General features: G+C 72.7%; 16 protein-coding genes and 1 tRNA gene. 8 read left to right on the top strand and 9 right to left on the bottom strand.

Annotation, left to right across the window (positions count from 1 at the left end):
• Positions 1–224: 224 nt before the first annotated feature.
• Positions 225–2,585: an alpha-N-acetylglucosaminidase gene (locus tag D7231_RS19330; RefSeq protein ID WP_120756705.1), complete on the top strand. Its 2,361-nt coding sequence runs from the start codon at positions 225–227 to the stop codon at positions 2,583–2,585.
• Between the two features lie 107 nt (positions 2,586–2,692).
• On the opposite strand, the gene D7231_RS19325 is transcribed toward D7231_RS19330, so the two are convergent.
• The 7 genes from D7231_RS19325 to galU all read right to left on the bottom strand — a co-directional run bounded on the left by D7231_RS19325 (position 2,693) and on the right by galU (position 8,110).
• A tRNA-Ala gene (locus D7231_RS19325) sits at positions 2,693–2,766 on the bottom strand.
• A 92-nt stretch (positions 2,767–2,858) separates the two neighbouring features.
• Positions 2,859–3,998, bottom strand: coding sequence for a divisome protein SepX/GlpR (sepX, locus tag D7231_RS19320; RefSeq protein ID WP_120756704.1), 1,140 nt, complete (start codon positions 3,996–3,998; stop codon positions 2,859–2,861).
• A gap of 151 nt (positions 3,999–4,149) precedes the next feature.
• Positions 4,150–4,713, bottom strand: a complete 564-nt coding sequence (locus D7231_RS19315) for a GNAT family N-acetyltransferase (RefSeq protein WP_228774222.1) — start codon at positions 4,711–4,713, stop codon at positions 4,150–4,152.
• A 56-nt stretch (positions 4,714–4,769) separates the two neighbouring features.
• Positions 4,770–5,279 carry a MogA/MoaB family molybdenum cofactor biosynthesis protein gene (locus D7231_RS19310; protein ID WP_120756702.1) on the bottom strand — a complete coding sequence of 170 codons (510 nt, stop codon included), beginning with the start codon at positions 5,277–5,279 and terminating at the stop codon, positions 4,770–4,772.
• The gene (moaC, locus tag D7231_RS19305) at positions 5,276–5,779 is read right to left on the bottom strand and encodes a cyclic pyranopterin monophosphate synthase MoaC (RefSeq protein ID WP_120756701.1); all 504 of its coding nucleotides are present in this window, start codon (positions 5,777–5,779) and stop codon (positions 5,276–5,278) included. Before moaC ends, D7231_RS19310 begins: the two co-directional genes overlap by 4 nt.
• 74 nt (positions 5,780–5,853) lie before the next feature.
• Positions 5,854–7,203 carry a molybdotransferase-like divisome protein Glp gene (gene glp / locus D7231_RS19300; RefSeq protein WP_120756700.1) on the bottom strand — a complete coding sequence of 450 codons (1,350 nt, stop codon included), beginning with the start codon at positions 7,201–7,203 and terminating at the stop codon, positions 5,854–5,856.
• A gap of 4 nt (positions 7,204–7,207) precedes the next feature.
• Positions 7,208–8,110, bottom strand: a complete 903-nt coding sequence (gene galU / locus D7231_RS19295; protein WP_120756699.1) for a UTP--glucose-1-phosphate uridylyltransferase GalU — start codon at positions 8,108–8,110, stop codon at positions 7,208–7,210.
• 81 nt (positions 8,111–8,191) lie between these two features.
• Between galU and D7231_RS19290 the strand changes: the two genes are divergently transcribed.
• Positions 8,192–8,785: a 5-formyltetrahydrofolate cyclo-ligase gene (locus tag D7231_RS19290; protein WP_241999794.1), complete on the top strand. Its 594-nt coding sequence runs from the start codon at positions 8,192–8,194 to the stop codon at positions 8,783–8,785.
• Positions 8,786–8,962: 177 nt separating this feature from the next.
• Here D7231_RS19290 and D7231_RS19285 read toward each other — a convergent pair whose 3' ends face one another.
• A complete protein-coding gene (locus D7231_RS19285) occupies positions 8,963–11,854 on the bottom strand; it encodes a penicillin acylase family protein (RefSeq protein WP_120756697.1) in 2,892 nt (963 codons plus the stop codon).
• 317 nt (positions 11,855–12,171) lie between these two features.
• Here D7231_RS19285 and D7231_RS19280 point away from each other — a divergent pair, with 317 nt between their 5' ends.
• The 5 genes from D7231_RS19280 (at position 12,172) to mscL (ending at position 17,093) form a co-directional block, all read left to right on the top strand.
• Positions 12,172–13,695: a potassium/proton antiporter gene (locus tag D7231_RS19280; protein WP_324196804.1), complete on the top strand. Its 1,524-nt coding sequence runs from the start codon at positions 12,172–12,174 to the stop codon at positions 13,693–13,695.
• Between the two features lie 216 nt (positions 13,696–13,911).
• Positions 13,912–15,180: an MFS transporter gene (locus D7231_RS19275; protein ID WP_120756696.1), complete on the top strand. Its 1,269-nt coding sequence runs from the start codon at positions 13,912–13,914 to the stop codon at positions 15,178–15,180.
• Positions 15,181–15,246: 66 nt separating this feature from the next.
• The gene (locus D7231_RS19270) at positions 15,247–15,567 is read left to right on the top strand and encodes an FmdB family zinc ribbon protein (protein ID WP_120756695.1); all 321 of its coding nucleotides are present in this window, start codon (positions 15,247–15,249) and stop codon (positions 15,565–15,567) included.
• Between the two features lie 115 nt (positions 15,568–15,682).
• Entirely contained in the window at positions 15,683–16,534 is an 852-nt protein-coding gene (locus D7231_RS19265) for an S-methyl-5'-thioadenosine phosphorylase (RefSeq protein ID WP_194959971.1), read from the top strand.
• An 85-nt stretch (positions 16,535–16,619) separates the two neighbouring features.
• On the top strand, positions 16,620–17,093 hold the full coding sequence (gene mscL, locus D7231_RS19260; protein ID WP_120756694.1) for a large conductance mechanosensitive channel protein MscL: 474 nt from the start codon (positions 16,620–16,622) through the stop codon (positions 17,091–17,093).
• 29 nt (positions 17,094–17,122) lie between these two features.
• Here the strand turns inward: mscL and D7231_RS19255 are convergent, their stop codons facing one another.
• Positions 17,123–17,329 (bottom strand): hypothetical protein, encoded by a 207-nt coding sequence (locus D7231_RS19255; protein ID WP_120756693.1) that lies wholly within the window; start codon positions 17,327–17,329, stop codon positions 17,123–17,125.
• Between the two features lie 319 nt (positions 17,330–17,648).
• Between D7231_RS19255 and D7231_RS19250 the strand changes: the two genes are divergently transcribed.
• Entirely contained in the window at positions 17,649–18,863 is a 1,215-nt protein-coding gene (locus D7231_RS19250) for a low temperature requirement protein A (protein WP_120756692.1), read from the top strand.
• The last annotated feature ends 5 nt before the right edge of the window (positions 18,864–18,868 follow it).

The raw sequence follows: 18,868 nt of genomic DNA, 5'->3' as shown, positions 1-18,868 counted from the left end.
GGCCGGAGCGGTGGCGCCTAGCAGGCCGGGCGTTCCGATGGGGCCATTCGTGCCAAATGTAACCGGCGTGGCTGGTTCGGCGCCCGCGTCCTTGCGGCGTGGCGCTCATCAGCTCGTAGGATCGCCGCGCCTAATGCGCGTAATGCGCCCCAGTGGTCCGGTCCGTTCACTCCTGCCTCGCTCCTGTCGCAGGGGCATCGCGCTCGTCACGGTGGAGGTCACTCATGTACATGGCCCGTCGCAGGCTCCTGGGTGCCCTTGCGGGGGCGGCGGCTCTGGGGACGGTGCCCGGCGTGGCCGCCGCGGCCGGTCCGGGGAGCGCCGGAGGGCCGGGCGGCCCGGACGGGGGCTCCGGAGCGGCAGGCTCCGCGGCCTCCTCCGCCTCCTCCTCCGCTTCCTCCGGCTCCTCCGCCTTCGACGACGTGGTCTCCGCCGGGGACGGGAGCGCCGCGGCCGGCCTCCCGGACGCGGAGGGCGCCGGGGCCGCCCCGGGAGCCGCCGGAGCCGCCGCCGCGGCCCTCGCCCGCCTGCTGCCCCGCCACCACCGGCAGGTCACCTTCCGCACGGTGCCGCGCAAGGGCGGCGCGGACGCCTTCCGCGTGTCCGGGCGGGAGGGCGCGCTGGAGGTGTCGGGCACGACGCCCGCCGTGCAGCTCACGGGATTCCACTGGTACCTCAGGCACGTCGCCCACGCCCACTTCTCCTGGAACGGCGCGCAGACCGCCGCCCTGCCCGCCCGCCTCCCCGGCGTCCGCACCCCCGTCGTCAGGGCGGCGAACGTCCCCCACCGCTTCGTCCTCAACGACACCAGCGACGGCTACACCGGCCCGTACAACGGCTGGGACTACTGGCAGCACGAGATCGACGTCCTGGCGCTGCACGGCTTCAACGAGGTGCTGGTCTACGCGGGCGCGGACGCCGTCTACCACCGCACGTTCCGCGAGCACGGCTACGGCGACGCCGAGCTGCGCGCGTGGCTGCCGGGCCCGGCGCACCAGCCGTGGTGGCTGCTCCAGAACATGGAGGGCTACGGCGGCCCGCTGTCGGCGGGTCTCCTGGAGCGCCGCACGGCCCTGGCGAAGAAGATCGTCGGCCGGCTCCGCGAACTGGGCATGACCCCGGTCCTCCCCGGCTACTACGGCACCGTCCCGCCCGGCTTCGCCCAGCACAACCCCGGCGCCCGCACCGTCCCGCAGGGCACCTGGGGCGGCTTCCGCCGGCCCGACTGGCTCGACCCGCGCACCGCGCACTTCCGCCGCGTCGCGGCGACCTTCTACCGGGTCCAGAAGGAGCTCTACGGCGCCACGTCCATGTACAAGATGGACCTGCTGCACGAGGGCGGCAAACCCGGCGACGTGCCGGTCGCCGACGCCGCCCGCGCCGTCGAGAAGGCCCTGCGCGCCGCCCACCCGCGCGCCACCTGGGCCATCCTCGGCTGGCAGGAGAACCCGCGGCGCGCGATCCTCGACGCCGTCGACCGCCGCCGGATGCTCGTCCTGGACGGTGTCCCCGACCACTACCCCAAGGTCACCGACCGCGAGGACGACTGGGGCGGCACCCCGTACGCCTTCGGCTCGATCTGGAACTTCGGCGGGCACACCGCCATGGGCGCCAACACCCGCGACTGGGCGGCGCTCTACGAGAACTGGCGCACCAAGCCCGGCAGCGCGCTCAGGGGCATCGCCCTGATGCCCGAGGCCGCCGACAACAACCCCGCGGCGCTCGCCCTCTTCAGCGACCTGGCCTGGACCGACGGCCGGATCGACCTGGAGGACTGGTTCAGGCAGTGGCCCCGCTACCGCTACGGCGCCGCCGACCCGCACGCCGTCCGCGCCTGGGACGTCCTGCGCCGCACCGCCTACGGCACGACCCGCGAGGACGGCTGGAGCGAGGCCGCCGACGGCCTCTTCGGCGCCCGCCCCGACCTGGCCGTCACCCACGCCGCCAACTGGTCGCCGCGCCAACTCCGCTACGACCCGGACGCCTTCGAGGCGGCCCTCCCCGAACTCCTGGCGGTGGCCCCGTCCCTGCGCGGCACCCCGGCCTACCGCTACGACCTCCTGGACGTCACCCGCCAGTCCATCTCCAACCGCAGCCGCGTCCTCCTCCCCCGGATCAGGACGGCCTACGAAGCGGGCGACCGGGCCCGCCTGCGCGACCTGACCCGCCAGTGGCTCGACTGGATGACCCTCCTCGAAGAGACCGTCGCCACCGACGAACGCCACCTGCTCAGCCACTGGACGGCCGCCGCCCGCGCCTGGGGCTCCTCGGAGGCCGAACGCGACCGCCTCGAACAGGACGCCCTCACCCTCCTCACCACCTGGGGCCCCCGCCCCTCCGCCGACGCCGGCAAGCTCCACGACTACGCCAACCGCGAGTGGTCGGGCCTGGTCGGCGGCCTCTACCGCAAGCGCTGGACGGCCTACTTCACGGAACTGGACGCCGCCCTGACCACCCGCCGCAAGCCGAAGCCCATCGACTGGTACGCCCTGGAAGAAGACTGGCTGCACCACCACCCCACCCTCAGGACGAAGCCGTCGGGAGACGTGGTGAAGGTGGCCCGCAGGGTCGCCCGCAAACTCTGACCACAGCCCGCGCCGCACAACTGCGGCGCCCGCAAGGGCACATAAACCCGCAGGGGCACATAAAAAGATCCCGCCCGATCTATCAGATCGGACGGGATCCATTGCTGTGGACCTGAGGGGATTCGAACCCCTGACCCCCTCGATGCGAACGAGGTGCGCTACCGGACTGCGCCACAGGCCCTTGCAACGAGTGAAACTCTAGCAGCTCCATCCGGGTGCCCGGTAATCCGCTCCTCGCTGGTCAGGCGGCCGGGGCCGGTGAAGTGGCGTGGATCACTCGTTGGCGGCGCGGGGGCGGTCGTCGTCGGCGTACTGGTCGAAGAGGGGGGTGCGGCCGCCCTCGCGGGTGCGGCGGCGGGGGCGGGAGGGGCGGCGCTCCTCCGCGGCGGCGCGGGCGCGGTCCGCTGCCGGGTCGGCGGTGGAGGAGCGGGCGGAGCTCCAGGTGTCGGGGGCGCCCAGGTCGACGTTGTCGCCGGCGCGCGGGGCGACGGGCGCGGTGACGTACGTGGGCAGGGGGACGGGGACCGGGTCCCAGCTCTCGGCCGCGCCGCGGTCGCGCTGCTGGTCGACCCACTCCGCGTGGTCCGTCTGCTCCACGAGGGCGCGGCGGCCCGCGGCGGGCGAGGGCTCGGGCGCGTGGTCGGCGGCGGGCGCCGGGTGGGCGACGGTGTCAACGGGGTCGGCGGCGGCGTGGGGGTCCGCCGCCTGGCGAGGGCGGACGCGGCCCTCGCGGAGGCGCTGGGCGGCCAGTTCGGCGCGCCGCTGGTCCATGGTGAAGGCGAAGCGCCGCCGCTCCTGCATGCGCAGGTAGACGATGTAGGCGCTGAGCAGCGCCGCGGGGACGGCCGGCACCCACAGGAACGCCAGCCCGCCGACGCCGGCGACGACCGCGCCCAGGGTGAAGGCCAGGAAGAGGACGACCGTGGTGCGGCGCCGGCGCGCGAGGACCTTGGTGCGCCGGGCGCGCGCGGCGGCGGCCGTCGGGGTCGCGGAGGACCCGGCACGCTCCCCCGCGGCTCCCTGGGCGCCCGGGGGCCCGGCGTGGCCCGCGGGCGGGCCCGCCGGGGCCGGCGCTTCCGCCGGGGCTCCGCCGCCCGCCCCGGGCACACCTCCCCCGGGCATGCCGAAGGACCGGACGTCGACCATTTCGGTCGGCGCTTCCGGCTCGGGCCCGCGGGCCGCCGGCTCCGCGGGGTCGCTTGAGACCGGCGCGTCGTCGGCGGCGCGCACTTCCAGGTCCTTGGCGTAACGGCGCTCCATCCCCGCCCGCCCGGACAAGAGCCGGATGGCGGTGCTGAAGCGTTCCGTCGGACGGGCTTCATTGAGCTCGTCCTGCCTACGGAGCCACATCGGCACCAAGTAGGCGGCCCAGGCCCCGACGATGACTGCGTAGATGAGGCCGCTGCTGCTCACACTTCACACCGTAGAGGGGTACGCGCAGGGGATTCCGCCAATTGGCCCGGTGTGTCGCACGATCCGGCTGATATCTCGAACTTTTTTTGTGATTGTTGGGACCGAGTCCACTCGAATACCGTCCAATGACGGTCACTTTCGAATATCTATTCTATTTCTGGGGGGTGCCGGGGCGGGACCGGTGCCAGCGCTGCACGAGCCCCTCCGGGACCTCCTCGGCCGTCAGTGCGTAGACCAGGTGGTCACGCCAGGCGCCGTCGATGTGGAGGTAGCGGGGCCGCAGCCCCTCCTCGCGGAAGCCCAGCTTCTCCACCACGCGGCGGCTGGGGAGGTTCTCCGGCCGGATGCACACCTCCACGCGGTGCAGGCCGACGGAGCGGAAGCAGTGGTCCACCGCGAGCGCGACGGCGGTCGGCATCACGCCGCGGCCCGCGACGGCCTCGTCCACCCAGTAGCCGATGTGGGCCGAGCACATCGAGCCCCACGTGATCCCCGCCACGGTCAGCTGGCCGGCCAGCCGGCCCTGGTACTCGATGACGAACGGCAGCATGCGCCCCGCGTGCGCCTCGGCCCGCAGGTGCCGCACCATCTGCCGGTACGTGGGGCGGTGCGTGACCGGGCCGCCCGGCGGGGGCGGCGGGATCGTGGCCTCCCAGGGCCGCAGCCAGTCGCGGTTGCGCCGGTTGACCTCGCGCCACGCGTGCTGGTCGCGCATCCGGATGGGGCGCAGGACGACGTCCCCGTCCGCCGGCCGGGCCGGCCAGCCGGCGCTCAGTGCGGGCCCCCCGGTCTCGGGTGGTCGCCCCCGCGGACCTGCTCCACGGCGTGGACCAGCAGCCGGCCCAGCACGGCGAGGCCGTCGCGGACGCCGCCCGCCGACCCGGGCAGGTTCACGATCAGCGTCCGGCCGGCCAGCCCGGCCAGGCCGCGGGAGAGCGCGGCCGTGGGCACCTTCGCCAGGCCCTCGGCGCGGACGGCCTCGGCGATGCCGGGGACCTCGCGGTCGAGGAGGGGGCGGGTCGCCTCGGGCGTGCGGTCGGTCGGGGACAGGCCGGTGCCGCCGGTGGTGACGATCACGTCGTAGGCGGCGGCGACCCCGTCCCGCAGGGCCGCCGCGACGGGCTCCCCGTCGGGGACGACGACGGGCCCGTCCACGGCGAAGCCCAGGGCCGTGAGGCCGGCGGCGAGGAGGGGGCCGCCCTTGTCCTCGTAGACGCCCGCGGCGGCGCGGTTGGACGCCGTGACGACCAGGGCCCTCATAGCCTGCTCCGGGACGCTCATGACCGGCTCCAGTCGCCCGACTTCCCGCCCGTCTTCTCCTCCACCCTGATGTCCGTGATCACCGCGCCCTTGTCGACGGCCTTCACCATGTCCACGACCGTCAGGGCCGCCGCGCTCACCGCGGTCATCGCCTCCATCTCCACGCCCGTGCGGTCCGTCGTCTTGACCGTGGCGGTGATCTCCACCGCGTCGTCGGCGACGGACAGGTCGACGGTCACGCCCGAGAGCGCCAGGGGATGGCAGAGCGGGATCAGGTCGGGGGTGCGCTTGGCGGCCATGATGCCGGCGATGCGGGCCGTGGCGAGGGCGTCGCCCTTGGGCACGCCCTCGCCGCGGAGGAGCTCCACGACGCGCGGCGAGACGAGGACGCGGCCGGCGGCGCGGGCCGTGCGCGCGGTGACCTCCTTGGCCGAGACGTCGACCATCCGGGCCGCTCCCGCACTGTCGAGGTGGGTGAGGCGGGAGGGCTCGGGCGGGTCCTGGGCGGCGGCGCTGCTCATGCTTCTCCTGGTCCGGGTCCTGTGTGGGCAGACACCGTACCGGCAGCGCCCCGGCGCGGGGCGGGCAGGAGAGGTCAGCCCAGGGGGATGACGTCGACCTCCGTGCCCGCTTCCAGCGCCGTGGCCGCCTCCGGGACGACGACGAGCGCGTTGGCCTGCGCGAGGGCCTTCACCAGGTGCGAGCCCGCGCCGCCCACGAGCGAGACCGTGCCGTCGCCCGCCTCGTACCGCGCGCGCAGGAACTGGCGGCGGCCCTCCGGCGAGGACGTGACGGCGTCGGCGCACACGGCGCGCACGGGGGTGCGGTCGACCGGTTCGAGCCCCATGAGCGCCCGCAGCGCGGGGCGGACGAAGAGCTCGAAGGAGACGTAGCAGCTGACGGGGTTGCCGGGGAGGGCGAAGAGCGGGACCCGGTCGGGGCCGATCCGGCCGAAGCCCTGCGGCTTGCCGGGCTGCATGGCCAGCCCCCGGAACGCGACGCTGCCCTCCTCGCCCGCGAGCCCGGACAGCGTCTCCTTGACCACGTCGTACGCACCGACGCTGACGCCGCCGCTGGTGACGACGGCGTCGGCGCGGATGAGCTGGTCCTCCAGGGTCGCGCGCAGGGTCGCGGCGTCGTCGTCGACGGCGCCGACGCGGTACGCGATGGCCCCGGCGTCCCGCGCGCAGGCGGAGAGGACGAAGCTGTTGGAGTCGTGGATCCGGCCGGGCGCGAGCTCCTCGCCGGGCTGGACGAGCTCGCTGCCGGTGGACATGACGACCACGCGCGGGCGCGGGCGCACCAGGACCGTGGCGCGCCCGATGGCCGCGAGCAGCCCGATCTGGGCCGGGCCGAGGACGGTCCCGGCGGCGAGCGCGAGCTCGCCCGTACAGGCGTCGCTGCCGCGGGCCCGGACGTGGGCGCGGGCGGCCACGGGCCGGTGGATGCGGACCTCGCCGCCGGAGCGCTCGGGGACGGCGCTGTGGGCGGCCATGGCGGCGGCGGGGCCGGCGCCCGCGCCGCCGTCCGTCCACTCGACGGGGACGACGGCCTCCGCGCCGGGCGGCAGCGGGGCGCCGGTCATGATCCGGGCGGCCTCGCCGGGGCCGACGGCGGGCGGCGTGCCGCTGCCCGCCGCGACGTCGCCGATGACGGTGAGAACCGCCGGGAACTCCTCCGTGGCGCCCTCGACGTCGGCCGTGCGGACCGCGTAGCCGTCCATGGAGCTGTTGTCGAAGGGCGGGAGGGCGGCCGGGACGGTGACGTCCTCGACCAGGACGCACCCCTGGGCCTCGGGCAGCTGAAGCTCGATCGGCTCCAGGGGACGGACCTTCGCCAGGATGTCGGCGAGGTGCTCGTCCACCGTCCACAGGCGGCCCGGATCGTCCCGCCCGTCCGTCGGGGCGGGAACGGAGCCGGTGGCCGTGTCGGCGGTGCTGCTCAAGGGGCTACATCTCCTCGGTCACATAGCGACGGAGCCAGGCGCGGAAGTCCGGACCAAGATCTTCGCGCTCGCAGGCCAGTCTGACAATGGCGCGGAGGTAGTCGCCGCGGTCACCGGTGTCGTAGCGGCGGCCCTTGAAGATCACGCCGTGCACGGGCCCGCCGAGGCCGGGCTCGGCGGCCAGCGCCTGGAGGGCGTCCGTGAGCTGGATCTCCCCGCCGCGGCCGGGCGGGGTCTCGCGCAGCACGTCGAAGACGGCCGGGTCGAGGACGTACCGGCCGATCACCGCGTAATTGCTGGGCGCCTCGGACGGGTCGGGCTTCTCGACGAGGCCCGTGACCTGCACCACACCCTCGGCGTCGGTCGGCTTCACGGCCGCGCAGCCGTACATCCCGATCTGGGCGCGCTCGACCTCCATCAGCGCGATCACGCTGCCGCCGTGCTTGCGCTGGATCGCGACCATGTGGGACAGCAGCGGGTCCCGGATGTCGATCAGGTCGTCGCCGAGGAGGACGGCGAACGGCTCGTTCCCGACGTGCGGGGCGGCGCACAGGACGGCGTGGCCCAGGCCCCGGGGATCGCCCTGGCGGACGTAGTGCATGGTCGCCAGGTCGCTCGACTCCTGCACGCGTGCCAGCCGCGACTCGTCGCCCTTGCGGCGCAGCGCCTCTTCCAGCTCGTAGTTGCGGTCGAAGTGGTCCTCGAGCGGTCGCTTGTTACGCCCTGTGATCATGAGGACGTCCGAGAGGCCGGCGAGGACGGCCTCCTCCACCACGTACTGGATCGCCGGCTTGTCCACGACAGGCAGCATTTCCTTGGGCGTGGCCTTGGTGGCAGGCAGAAATCGGGTGCCGAGACCGGCTGCCGGGATGACAGCCTTGCTGATCCGAGGACGCGAGTGAGTCATGGGCCGAACACTATCCGTTGAGATTGTGCGGAGGATGAGGCTCCACCGAGTATGCCCCCAGGCAAGGAGTTTGTACGCACAGTGATCAAGTACGACGGTACGAAGGCCGAGTTGCGGCGGGGTCTCCTGGCGGTGAGATCCGCGTTGACCACGGATGACGTGGTCGCGACGGGGGACGCGCTGGCCCGCCGCGCACTGGAGCTCCCCGAGCTCGCGGAGGCGGGAACGGTGGCCGCCTACGTGTCTGTGGGGCGCGAGCCGGGCACGCGCGCGCTCCTGGAGGCGCTCCGCCGGCGGGGGGTACGGGTGCTGCTTCCCGTGCTCCTGGCGGACAACGATCTCGACTGGGCGGCGTACGAGGGGCCGGACCATCTCGTACGGGCCGGGCGGGGGCTCCTGGAGCCGGACGGCCTCCGGCTCGGGCCGGAGGCCGTGACGTCCGCAGACGCGGTGCTGCTGCCCGGGCTGGCCGTGGACGGCCGGGGGATGCGGCTCGGCCGCGGCGGGGGTTCCTATGACCGGGTCCTGGCCCGTCTGGACCGGGCCGGGGTCGCCCCGGCGCGGGTGGTTCTGCTGTACGACAGCGAAGTGATCGCCGAGGTGCCGGCGGAGCCGCACGACGGCCCCGTGGACGCGGTGGTCACCCCGAGCGGGGTGCGCCGCTTTTCGCGCTAGCGCGCTCGTCCTCAAACTCCCCCAGCTACCGCTGGGAGGTGCCCCCGGACGGGCTGGATAAATATCCAGCCCGTCCGGCACTGCATGCCCGCCGCAGCGGCGCTCAGCCCCCACCGGCGTGACCGGCGGTGCCGAGCCGGGCGGAGCCCCTCCCGGGAAGGGTGCCGCCCGCAGGGCTTACGGCTTAAGAGTCAGCTCCGCGTCCGTGCCCTTCTTCACCGCATCCGGGCTGAAAGCCCACGGCAGGAGCTCGCCCTTGGCCCACTTGTCCGTCTGGTCGTAGTAGTGCGCGTTGTACGCGTGACCGGACGCGCCGGTGAGGTTGATCCACCGGGACTTGTCGAGGTCGGCGAGGTTGACGACCATCCGCATGGAGGGGACCCGGGTCACCTCGTAGCCGCCCGCCGCGTTCCAGCCCGCCGCGTTGACCGCGGCCTCGCCGCCGGCCAGGTTCCACGGGCCGCGGTTGAGCATCCACTGGACGATGCCGGGGCCGTCCTTGCCGAGCGTCTGGTTCTTCAGGTTGAGCTGGTGGAGGCGGCCCCAGCTCCAGGAGTTGACGTCCTTGCCGAGCTTGGAGGTCAGCTCCCAGCGGGCGTCCTTCATGGCGCGGGCCAGCAGCTCGTCACGGTTGGCGGCGCCGGGGTTGGCGCGGGTGCCGCTGGTCTTCCACCAGTCGTCGCCGGGCTTGTCGAGGATGGAGCGGACGACCTCGAACCAGCGGTCGCCGCCGTCCGGCTGCGCCGCGTCGGGCTCGCGCTCGCCGCACTCGCGCACCAGGCGGGTGTTGCCGTCGAGGTCCTCCTGCGGGCCGGCGTCGTTCGCCGGGCGCACCCGCAGGCACTGGCCCTTGACGCGCAGCTCCTTGGGGAGCTTGTTGCCGAAGGCGAGCTTGAGGGTGTTGCGCCAGACGGCGTTGAAGTACGCGGCGGCGGCCGAGTCGGCCTCCTGGTTGTAGTCCCAGCCCTCCAGGAGCTTCTGCGCCTCGCGGACGTACTTCGTCTCGCGCTCGTTGGAGCCCTTGACGTCGATCTTCAGCAGGTAGGGCGTGAGCAGCTTGGCGATCTCGCTGCTGTTGTCCATCTGCATCTTCTGCATGTCGTCCGTCGAGATCTTGCCGCCGTCCTTGATCTTCGACTGGATCAGGTCGTCGATGCGCTTGCTGCGGGCGCCGTAGCCCCAGTCCCCGGTGAGGGAGTAGGGGTACTTCTTGTCGGTGACCGGCTGGTTGGCGGTGACGATGTAGCCGCGCTTGGGGTTGAGCTCCCAGGGCAGCTCGCCCGGCTTGAGGTAGCCGGTCCACTGGTAGGCGGGGTCCCAGCCGGGCGCGGGCATGCGGCCGTCGCCCTTGCGGACGGGGATGCGGCCCGGGGCCTGGTAGCCGATGTTGCCCTTGGTGTCGGCGTAGAGCAGGTTCTGCGAGGGGACATCGAAGCCCGCCGCGGCCTTGCGGAACGACGCGAAGTCGGTGGCGCGGTTGATGTCCAGCAGCGCGTCCATCGTGCGGCCGGCTTCGAGCGCGGTCCAGCGCAGGGAGACGGCGTAGCCCTCGGCGCGGTCCGGCGCCGGGTCCTTCACGGGGGCGTCCTGGCCGACCTTGCCCAGCTCGCTGTTGCGGTCGGAGACGACGGGGCCGTTGCGGGTGGAGCGGACGGTGATGGTGCGGGTGTCACCGCCGGCGACCTTGATGGTCTCCTTGCGGGTGGCGAAGGGGACCTGCTGGTTGTCGTAGAGGTAGCTGCCGGACGTGACCTTCTCCAGGTAGAGGTCGGAGACGTCCGCGCCCATCTTGGTCATGCCCCAGGCGATGTCCTGGTTGTGGCCGATGACGACGCCGGGCACGCCGGCGAAGGTGTAGCCGGCGGCGTCGAACGGGCAGGACGGGCCGGTCTTGGTGCAGTGCAGGCCCATCTGGTACCAGAGCGAGGGCATCTGCGGGGCCAGGTGCGGGTCGTTGGCGAGCAGCGGCTTGCCGGTCGTCGTGTACTGGCCGGAGACGACCCACGCGTTGGAGCCGAGGCCGTTGCCGGACTTGCCGAGCAGCGCCGGCATCTTGTCGAGGGTCTTGGACAGCGCCGTCAGGCCGGTGTGCAGGCCGCCGGCCGCGCCGGCGCCACCGCCGGTGGCCGCACTGCCGTTGTTGTTGGCGCCGCCCTGCGTGCCGGGGGTGCCGGCGTTGCCCTGGGCGCCCTGGTTGCCGGCGTTGCCCTGGTTGCCCGTACGCGCTCCGCCGGTCCGCCCGGTCCCGCCCGTCTCACCGGGCGTCGAGCCCGGCGCCGACGGCGTGGCCTTCGGGTCGAACTCCTTCGTCGCCGGGTCGATGCCGCCGCCCTCGACGACCGGCTTGTTCCGGTCGTACGGGTACGCCGGGTAGAGCTGGTCGATCTGCTGGGGGCTCAGCCGCGTCGAGGCGAGGGAGCGGTCGATCTCGTCCTGCACGTTGCCGCGCAGGTCCCAGGCCATGGCCTTGAGCCAGGCGACCGAGTCGACCGGGGTCCACTTCTCGGGCTTGTAGTCGTTCTGGAACTCCAGGGCGGCGTACTCGACGGACAGCGACTTGCCCTGATGGTCCTTGAGGTAGGCGTTGACACCGTCGGAGTAGGCCTGGAGGTACTTCTTGGTGGCGGCCGACAGCTTGGTGTCGTACTCCTCCTGCGCGACCTTCCGCCAGCCCATGGTGCGGACGAACGCGTCGGTCTCGACCTGGTCCTCGCCGAACATCTCGGACAGGCGGCCCGCCGTCAGATGGCGCCGGACGTCCATCTCCCAGAACCGGTCCTGCGCCTGCACGAAGCCCTGGGCGCGGAAGAGGTCCTCGGCGTTGTCCGCGTAGACCTGCGGAATGCCGTGGTCGTCGCGTGCGACCTTGACCTCCCCGCTGAGACCCTTGAGCTGGAGGGTGCCGCTGGTCTCCGGGAAGGAGGCACGCACGGTGCTGACGCTCCAGTACGCGCCGTAGCCGATGCCCGCGACGAGCAGCAGCACGACGGTGATCGCGAGCAGGCGGGCGCGGCGCCCCTTCTTCTTCTTGCCGGACTTGCCGGAAGGGCCGGTCTTGTTGGCGGGCATCGCTGTCCTTAGAGGGGCAGGGTGGTCCTGGAGTGCTGGAAGCAACCATAGGCGCAGGGCGCTGAGCGGCCGGACGCGGATGCCGGACCGTGCAGTGACATCAATCCCTCTTGGCGCCCTCACCCGCCCGTAACGCGTTAAGAACCCGTAAAATATTAGATGAGGAAATGAACTACCGCCCGGCCGGAGGAACGTTCCGGCCCTGCCCATGGCAATGCGCTCCGCCATTGCACCGACCACGCACTCCGGTGCGCGCGTGAAGGGACCGGCCCCTGACTGTCCACCACCTCAACGAACTCCTGCTGATCTGCTCCCTCGTGCTGCTCGTCGCGGTGGCGGCGGTGCGCATCTCTTCGCGCAGCGGGCTGCCCAGCCTGCTCATCTACCTCGGCATAGGGGTCGCCATCGGCCAGGACGGCATCGGCGTCTCCTTCAATGACGTGGGGCTGACCCAGGTCATCGGCTACGCCGCCCTGGTCGTCATCCTCGCCGAGGGCGGACTCGGGACGAAGTGGCACGAAATCAAACCCGCGCTGCCCGCGGCGGCCGTGCTGTCCACCTTCGGCGTCGCGGTGAGCGTGGGCCTGACGGCCGCCGCCGCGCACTATCTGGCGGGCGTCGACTGGCGGCAGGCCCTGATCATCGGTGCGGTGGTGTCCTCGACGGACGCGGCTGCCGTCTTCTCCGTCCTGCGCAACGTTCCCCTGCCGTCCCGGCTCACCGGTGTCCTCGAAGCCGAGTCCGGCTTCAACGACGCCCCCGTCGTCATCCTCGTCGTCGCCTTCTCGGCGGCCGGGCCCGTCGAGCACTGGTACCTGCTCCTCGGGAAGATCGCCCTGGAGCTGGCGATCGGCGCCGCCGTCGGCCTCGCCATCGGCTTCCTCGGCGCCTACGGGCTGCGGCGCGTGGCCCTGCCCGCCTCCGGCCTCTATCCCATCGCCGTGATGGCCATCGCCACCGCGGCCTACGCGGGCGGCGCCCTCGCGCACGGCTCGGGCTTCCTCGCCGTCTACCTCGCGGCGCTGATCCTCGGCAACGCCAAGCTGCCGCACTGGCCGGCCACGCGCGGCTTCGCCGAGGGGCTCGGCTGGATCGCCCAGATCGGCATGTTCGTCCTGCTGGGCCTGCTGGTCACCCCGCACGAGCTGGGCGACGACATCCTGCCCGCGCTGGTCGTGGGGCTGGTCCTGACGATGGTCGCGCGGCCGGTGTCCGTCTTCCTCAGCACGGCGCCCTTCCGCACCCCCTGGCAGGAGAAGGCGCTGCTGTCGTGGGCCGGGCTGCGCGGCGCCGTGCCGATCGTCCTCGCCACCATCCCGATGGTGGCCGGGGTGGAGGACAGCCGCACGATCTTCAACATCGTCTTCGTGCTGGTGATCGTCTACACGCTGGTCCAGGGGCCGACGCTGCCGTGGCTGGCCCGGCACCTGCGGCTGGGCGAGAACGAGCCGCCGGAGGACCTCGGCATCGAGTCCGCGCCGCTGGAGCGGCTGCGCGGCCACCTGCTGTCGGTCTCCATCCCGGAGGGCTCGCGGATGCACGGCGTGGAGGTCTCGGAGCTGCGGCTGCCCGCCGGGGCGGCGGTCACCCTCGTCGTACGGGAGGGCAAGAGCTTCGTGCCCGGGCCCTCGACGGTGCTGCGGCTGGGCGACGAGCTGCTGGTGGTGGCCACGAACCCGGTGCGCGACGCGACCGAGAAGCGGCTGCGGGCGGTCGGCGAGGGCGGCAAGCTGGCGGGCTGGCTGGGGACGGGCGAGGAGCACGCGGAGCACTCCGCGGGGCCCTCTGTGACGAAGGCCATAGGCATATCCAAGGGTCCCCGTATGATAAAGAGGAAGTAATCATTCACTCCCGCTCCCCGCGGGAGGATTCCCCCAGATTCACACCGAACCAACTCTGCCTGATGCAGGGCTGGCGCGACCGCACGGCGGCCGCGGTCGCAAGAGGCGGCCGGAAGGCATCTACCACGGTCCTGCGCGAGAGGACAGCTCTCGGCGCGCTCCGTGGCGGCTTGCCGTTCCGGTGGCGCGCTACCAGGCGGCGGAAAGGCCTGGGCCGTGGCATCCACGGTCAACGAACGGCCCGGATACGGGCAGCTGCTGCGCACCCCCGGCGCGTGGACGTTCCTGCTGCCGGGCTTCCTGGCCCGGCAGCCGTTCGCCATGCTGACCATCGGCATCCTGCTGCTGGTCAACGACACCACCGGCTCCTACGGCACCGCGGGCACCGTCTCGGCGACCGCGGGCGTGGCGATGGCCCTGTTCGCGCCGCAGGGCGGCAAGCTCGCGGACCGCTTCGGCCAGTCCGCGGTCCTGATCCCCGGCGTCATCGTGCACGCGGCGGCGATCTCGCTGCTGACCGTGCTCGCGCTGTCGGACGCGCCCCTGTGGGCGCTGCTGGTGGCCGCGGTGCCGGCCGGTGCGTCGACCCCGCAGATCGGCCCGATGGTCCGGGCCCGCTGGGCCGCCAAGCTGGACGGTTCCCCGCTGATGTCGACGGCGGCGGCCTTCGAGTCCGTCACCGACGAGTTCACCTTCGTGATCGGCCCGGTGCTGGCCACGGCGCTGTGCACCGGCGTCCACCCGGCCGCCGGCCTGGTCGCGGAGGCCGCGCTGACGCTGGCCGGCGGTCTGCTGTTCGCCTCGCAGCGGCGCACGCAGCCGCAGGCGAGCCGCGGGGCCGCCGGTGCGGGCGCGGGCGAGCGCGTCTCCGCGCTGTCCGTGCCGGGCGTGCGGGTGCTGGCGGTCGTCATGCTGGGCATCGGCACCGTCTTCGGCGGCATGCAGGTCTCGATGACCGCCTTCACCAAGGAGATGGGCGAGCCGGGCCTCAACGGCCTGATGTACGGCGCCTTCGCGGCCGGGAACATGATCGCCGGCATCGCCTGCGGCGTCATCGCCTGGAAGCTGAGCCCGCAGCGCCGCCTGCTGCTGGGCTTCCCGCTGCTGGTGCTGGCCACGACCCCGCTGTGGGCGGCGCACCACATGGTCCTGCTGGGTGCCCTGGGCATGCTGGTGGGCCTGTGCATCGCGCCCTCGCTGATCACCGGCTACACGCTGGTGGAGAAGCTGGTCCCGGCGGGCGCCCGCACCGAGGCGTTCACGTGGCTCACCGGCGCCGTCGGCCTCGGCCAGGCGGCCGGTGCGACCGTGGGCGGCCGGCTGATCGACGCCCACGACGCGAGCGCCGGTTTCCTGGTGCCGCTGGGCGGCACGGCGGTCGCGCTGCTGGTCCTGCTGGCGATGCGCAAGGCGCTGACTCCGCGCTCGGAGTCGGTCGTCGCGGCACGTGGGGTCGGTCACCGTGAGCCGGTATCGGTGGACTGACGGACCGGAATACTGCACTATGGAGCGTCGTTAGCACTCAATGAGTGAGAGTGCCAGGAGGAGCAAGTGCCGACTTACCAGTACCAGTGCACCGAGTGCGGCGAGGGCCTCGAGGCGGTGCAGAAGTTCACCGATGACGCCTTGACCGAGTGCCCCAGCTGCGAGGGGCGCCTGAAGAAGGTCTTCTCTGCGGTCGGCATCGTCTTCAAGGGCTCCGGCTTCTACCGGAACGACAGCCGCGGCTCGTCGTCCAGCAGCTCGCCCGCGAAGTCCTCGTCGTCTTCTTCGTCGTCCTCGTCGTCGAGCACCTCGACCGCGGCTCCGGCCGCGAAGAGCAGCGAGTCGAAGTCGTCGGCGCCTGCCGCCACCGGCTCGTCGGCCGCCTGAGGCCGTCCCGCGCTTTCCCCACAGGGCCCTTCATCTCCCTGCGGATCCCTTACGGATCCCGTACGGCGGTGAAGGGCCCTGTGGCGTACGGGCCACCGCCGTTAGGGTGACGTCCATGGTCGAAATGCAGAGCGCGCGGGCGGACATCGGCGTCATCGGGGGGTCGGGCTTCTACTCCTTCCTGGAGGACGTGACCGAGGTCACGGTGATGACCCCGTACGGATCGCCGAGCGACTCCGTCTTCGTCGGCGAGCTCGCCGGGCGCCGGGTCGCCTTCCTCCCCCGCCACGGCCGCGGCCACCACCTGCCGCCCCACCGCATCAACTACCGGGCCAACCTGTGGGCCCTGCGCTCGCTCGGCGTGCGCCAGGTCCTCGCCCCGTGCGCGGTCGGCGGGCTCCAGCCGCAGTACGGTCCGGGCACGCTCGTCGTGCCGGACCAGCTCGTGGACCGCACGAAGGCACGGGCGCAGTCCTTCTTCGACGGCGAGATGCTGCCCGACGGCCGGGTGCCCAACGTCGTCCACACCAGCTTCGCCGACCCCTACTGCCCCACCGGCCGCGCGGTGGCGGTCGCGGTGGCGCGCGGCAAGGGCTGGGAGCCGGTGGTGGACGGCGGCACGATGGTCGTCATAGAGGGGCCGCGCTTCTCCACGCGCGCCGAGTCGCGCTGGCACGCCGCCCAGGGCTGGTCGGTCGTCGGCATGACCGGGCACCCCGAGGCCGTCCTCGCCCGCGAGCTGGAGCTCTGCTACACCTCGATGGCGCTGGTCACGGACCTGGACGCGGGCGCCGAGAGCGGCGAGGGCGTCTCGCACGACGAGGTCATGCGGGTCTTCGGGGAGAACGTGGGCCGGCTGCGCGAGGTGCTCTTCGCGGCCGTGACCGCGCTGCCGGAGACCAAGGAGCGCAACTGCCTGTGCGCGGACGCGCACAAGGGCTGGGACCTGGGTATCGAACTGCCTTGACGACGGTGTCCCCGGCCGATGTGGAATCCTCTATTCCGGAAGTTCCGGGACATTCGGCCGGAGACAGGAGCGAAAGGGCTGTGCAGTGACGACGACGAAGACAGGGATCCTCGGCGGATTCAAGGCGTTCCTCATGCGGGGCAACGTCATAGACCTCGCCGTCGCCGTCGTCATCGGCGCCGCGTTCACGAACATCGTGAACTCGGTGGTCAAGGGCGTGATCAACCCCGTGGTGGGGGCCTTCGGCACGAAGGACCTCGACCACTACGCATCCTGCCTGAAGGGCCCCTGCGTCAAGAACGCGGCCGGTGAGGTCACCAAGGGCGTCTTCATCCAGTGGGGCTCGGTGCTCAGCGCGAGCCTCACGTTCCTCATCACGGCCGCGGTCGTCTACTTCCTGATGCTGCTGCCCATGAAGCGCTGGCAGGACCGGCAGGCGGCGCGGCAGCCGGCCGCCCCGGCCAAGGAGACCGAGCTGGAGCTGCTCGCCCAGATCCGCGACGCGCTCGTGGAGCAGCGGCGCGAGCCGGGCTCGGAGACGGTCCCGGCGCAGAGGTAGCCGCCGGCGCCCGTCGGGTGTGGTGCGGCTCAGATGTGGTGCGGGGGCTTCTCGTCCAGGAAGCGGGCGAGGTCCGCGGCGGACCCGCCGCCGCCGGCCGGCCGGTCGCCCCAGCCGCGGTCGGTGTCGTCCGAGGACTGCTGCGCCAGCGGGTCGTCGAAGATCAGGGCCGCGGCTGCGGGGTTGCGCGGCCGCGGGGCGGGCTGCGCGGCGGCCTCGGGGGCGGTGTCACTCATACGCCCAGGGTACGGGTCGTGCAGCGACTGCCCCGGCCGCGCTGACCACGGATTCCGCGGGGCGCTCGCCGTCACGGCGGAAAGCCGTCCCCGCCACCACGGCGAGACCCACGACGGCACGGACCGGCGGTGCCGGACCGGGCGCACCCCGTACCCGCTCCCCCGGAGATGTCCCCGCCCCACGGCGAGCAACCACCCCGTACGTGAATCGGCGGTGCCGGACCGGGCGGGACCCCGTGCGTACCGCTCCGCCGCGCGGGCGAACCCGTACGCACTCCTCCGCCGCGCGAGCGACCCCGCGCCCGGTGAGAATCGCCGTATGAGCGAGGACGCACCCCCGCCGGGAGGCGGCCCCGCCCCGCCGCACGGCGGACCCGTGCTGCGGCGGATGGCGGGCCGCGGGCGCGAGGAGGAGCACCGGGCGGCCACGCCGCTGGAGCTCTTCTTCGACCTGTGCTTCGTGGTCGCGGTGGCCGTCGCGGGCCGCGAGCTGGTGCACGCGCTCGCCGAGGGACACGCGGCACAGGGCGTGCCCGGCTATCTGATGGCGTTCTTCGCCATCTGGCTGGCGTGGCTGAACTTCACGTGGTTCGCGTCCGCGTACGACACGGACGACGTCCTCTACCGCGTGGTGACCTTGATCCAGATCACCGGCGTACTGATCCTGTCGGCGGGCATTCCGCGCGCCTTCGACCACAGCGACTTCTCGGTGGTGTGGTTCGGCTATCTGGTGATGCGGCTGGCGCTGGTGTCGCAGTGGCTGCGGGCCGCGTGCTCCACGCGGGGCGCGGAGCGGCGGACCGCGCTGAAGTACGCGGCCGGGGTCTCGCTGTGCCAGGTGGGCTGGCTGGGCCTGCTGTTCCTGCCGGACCGGGCCAAGCCGTGGGTGTTCCTGGCGATGGCCTGCGCGGAGCTGGCCGTGCCGATGTTCGCCGAGCGGCACTGGCAGACGGCCTGGCACCCGCACCACATCGCCGAGCGGTACGGGCTGTTCACCATCATCGTGCTGGGCGAGACGGTCTCGGCGGCCACGGTGGCCGTGCAGTCGGCGCTGGAGGAGAGCGAGGCGCTGGGCGAGCTGCTGCCGATGGCGGCGGGCGGCCTGCTGTTGATCTTCGCCGCGTTCTGGATCTACTTCGCCGTCCCCATCCACCAGCACCTGGCGTCCAACCGGCAGTCGTTCCTGTGGGGCTACGGGCACTACTTCGTGTTCGCGTCGGCGGCGGCGATCGGCGCCGGCATCGAGGTGGCGGTCGAGGAGGCCGTCGGCAAGGCGCACGTCTCCACGTTCGCGGCGTCGGGCGCGGTGACGGTCCCCGGCGCGCTGTTCATGTTCCTGGTCTGGCTGTTCCACTCCCGGCACTACAAGCGGGGCACGGCCCAGCAGTTGGTGCTCCCGTTGTCCGCACTGGCCATTCTGGCCTGCACGTTCGCGGGTGGCGGCGCGGTGTTGCTGACGGGGCTGGTGGCGTCGGTGACGGTGGCGGTGGGGGTCTGGTTGTCCACAAAGAACCCGCCGCTCGCAGAGGCGTGATACGC

Origin of the sequence: Streptomyces klenkii, from assembly GCF_003626645.1 — a bacterium.
Lineage (GTDB): Bacteria > Actinomycetota > Actinomycetes > Streptomycetales > Streptomycetaceae > Streptomyces > Streptomyces klenkii.
This window is presented reverse-complemented; position numbering and strand designations above follow the sequence as displayed.

What these genes read in the sequence shown, in the direction of transcription:
- D7231_RS19330 (WP_120756705.1), top strand. Translation starts at nt 225, where the DNA reads ATGTACATGGCCCGTCGCAGGCTCCTGGGTGCCCTTGCGGGGGCGGCG.
- D7231_RS19315 (WP_228774222.1), bottom strand. Translation starts at nt 4,713, where the DNA reads ATGCGCGACCAGCACGCGTGGCGCGAGGTCAACCGGCGCAACCGCGAC.
- D7231_RS19310 (WP_120756702.1), bottom strand. Translation starts at nt 5,279, where the DNA reads ATGAGCGTCCCGGAGCAGGCTATGAGGGCCCTGGTCGTCACGGCGTCC.
- moaC (WP_120756701.1), bottom strand. Translation starts at nt 5,779, where the DNA reads ATGAGCAGCGCCGCCGCCCAGGACCCGCCCGAGCCCTCCCGCCTCACC.
- galU (WP_120756699.1), bottom strand. Translation starts at nt 8,110, where the DNA reads ATGACTCACTCGCGTCCTCGGATCAGCAAGGCTGTCATCCCGGCAGCC.
- D7231_RS19285 (WP_120756697.1), bottom strand. Translation starts at nt 11,854, where the DNA reads ATGCCCGCCAACAAGACCGGCCCTTCCGGCAAGTCCGGCAAGAAGAAG.
- D7231_RS19265 (WP_194959971.1), top strand. Translation starts at nt 15,683, where the DNA reads ATGGTCGAAATGCAGAGCGCGCGGGCGGACATCGGCGTCATCGGGGGG.
- D7231_RS19255 (WP_120756693.1), bottom strand. Translation starts at nt 17,329, where the DNA reads ATGAGTGACACCGCCCCCGAGGCCGCCGCGCAGCCCGCCCCGCGGCCG.
- D7231_RS19250 (WP_120756692.1), top strand. Translation starts at nt 17,649, where the DNA reads ATGAGCGAGGACGCACCCCCGCCGGGAGGCGGCCCCGCCCCGCCGCAC.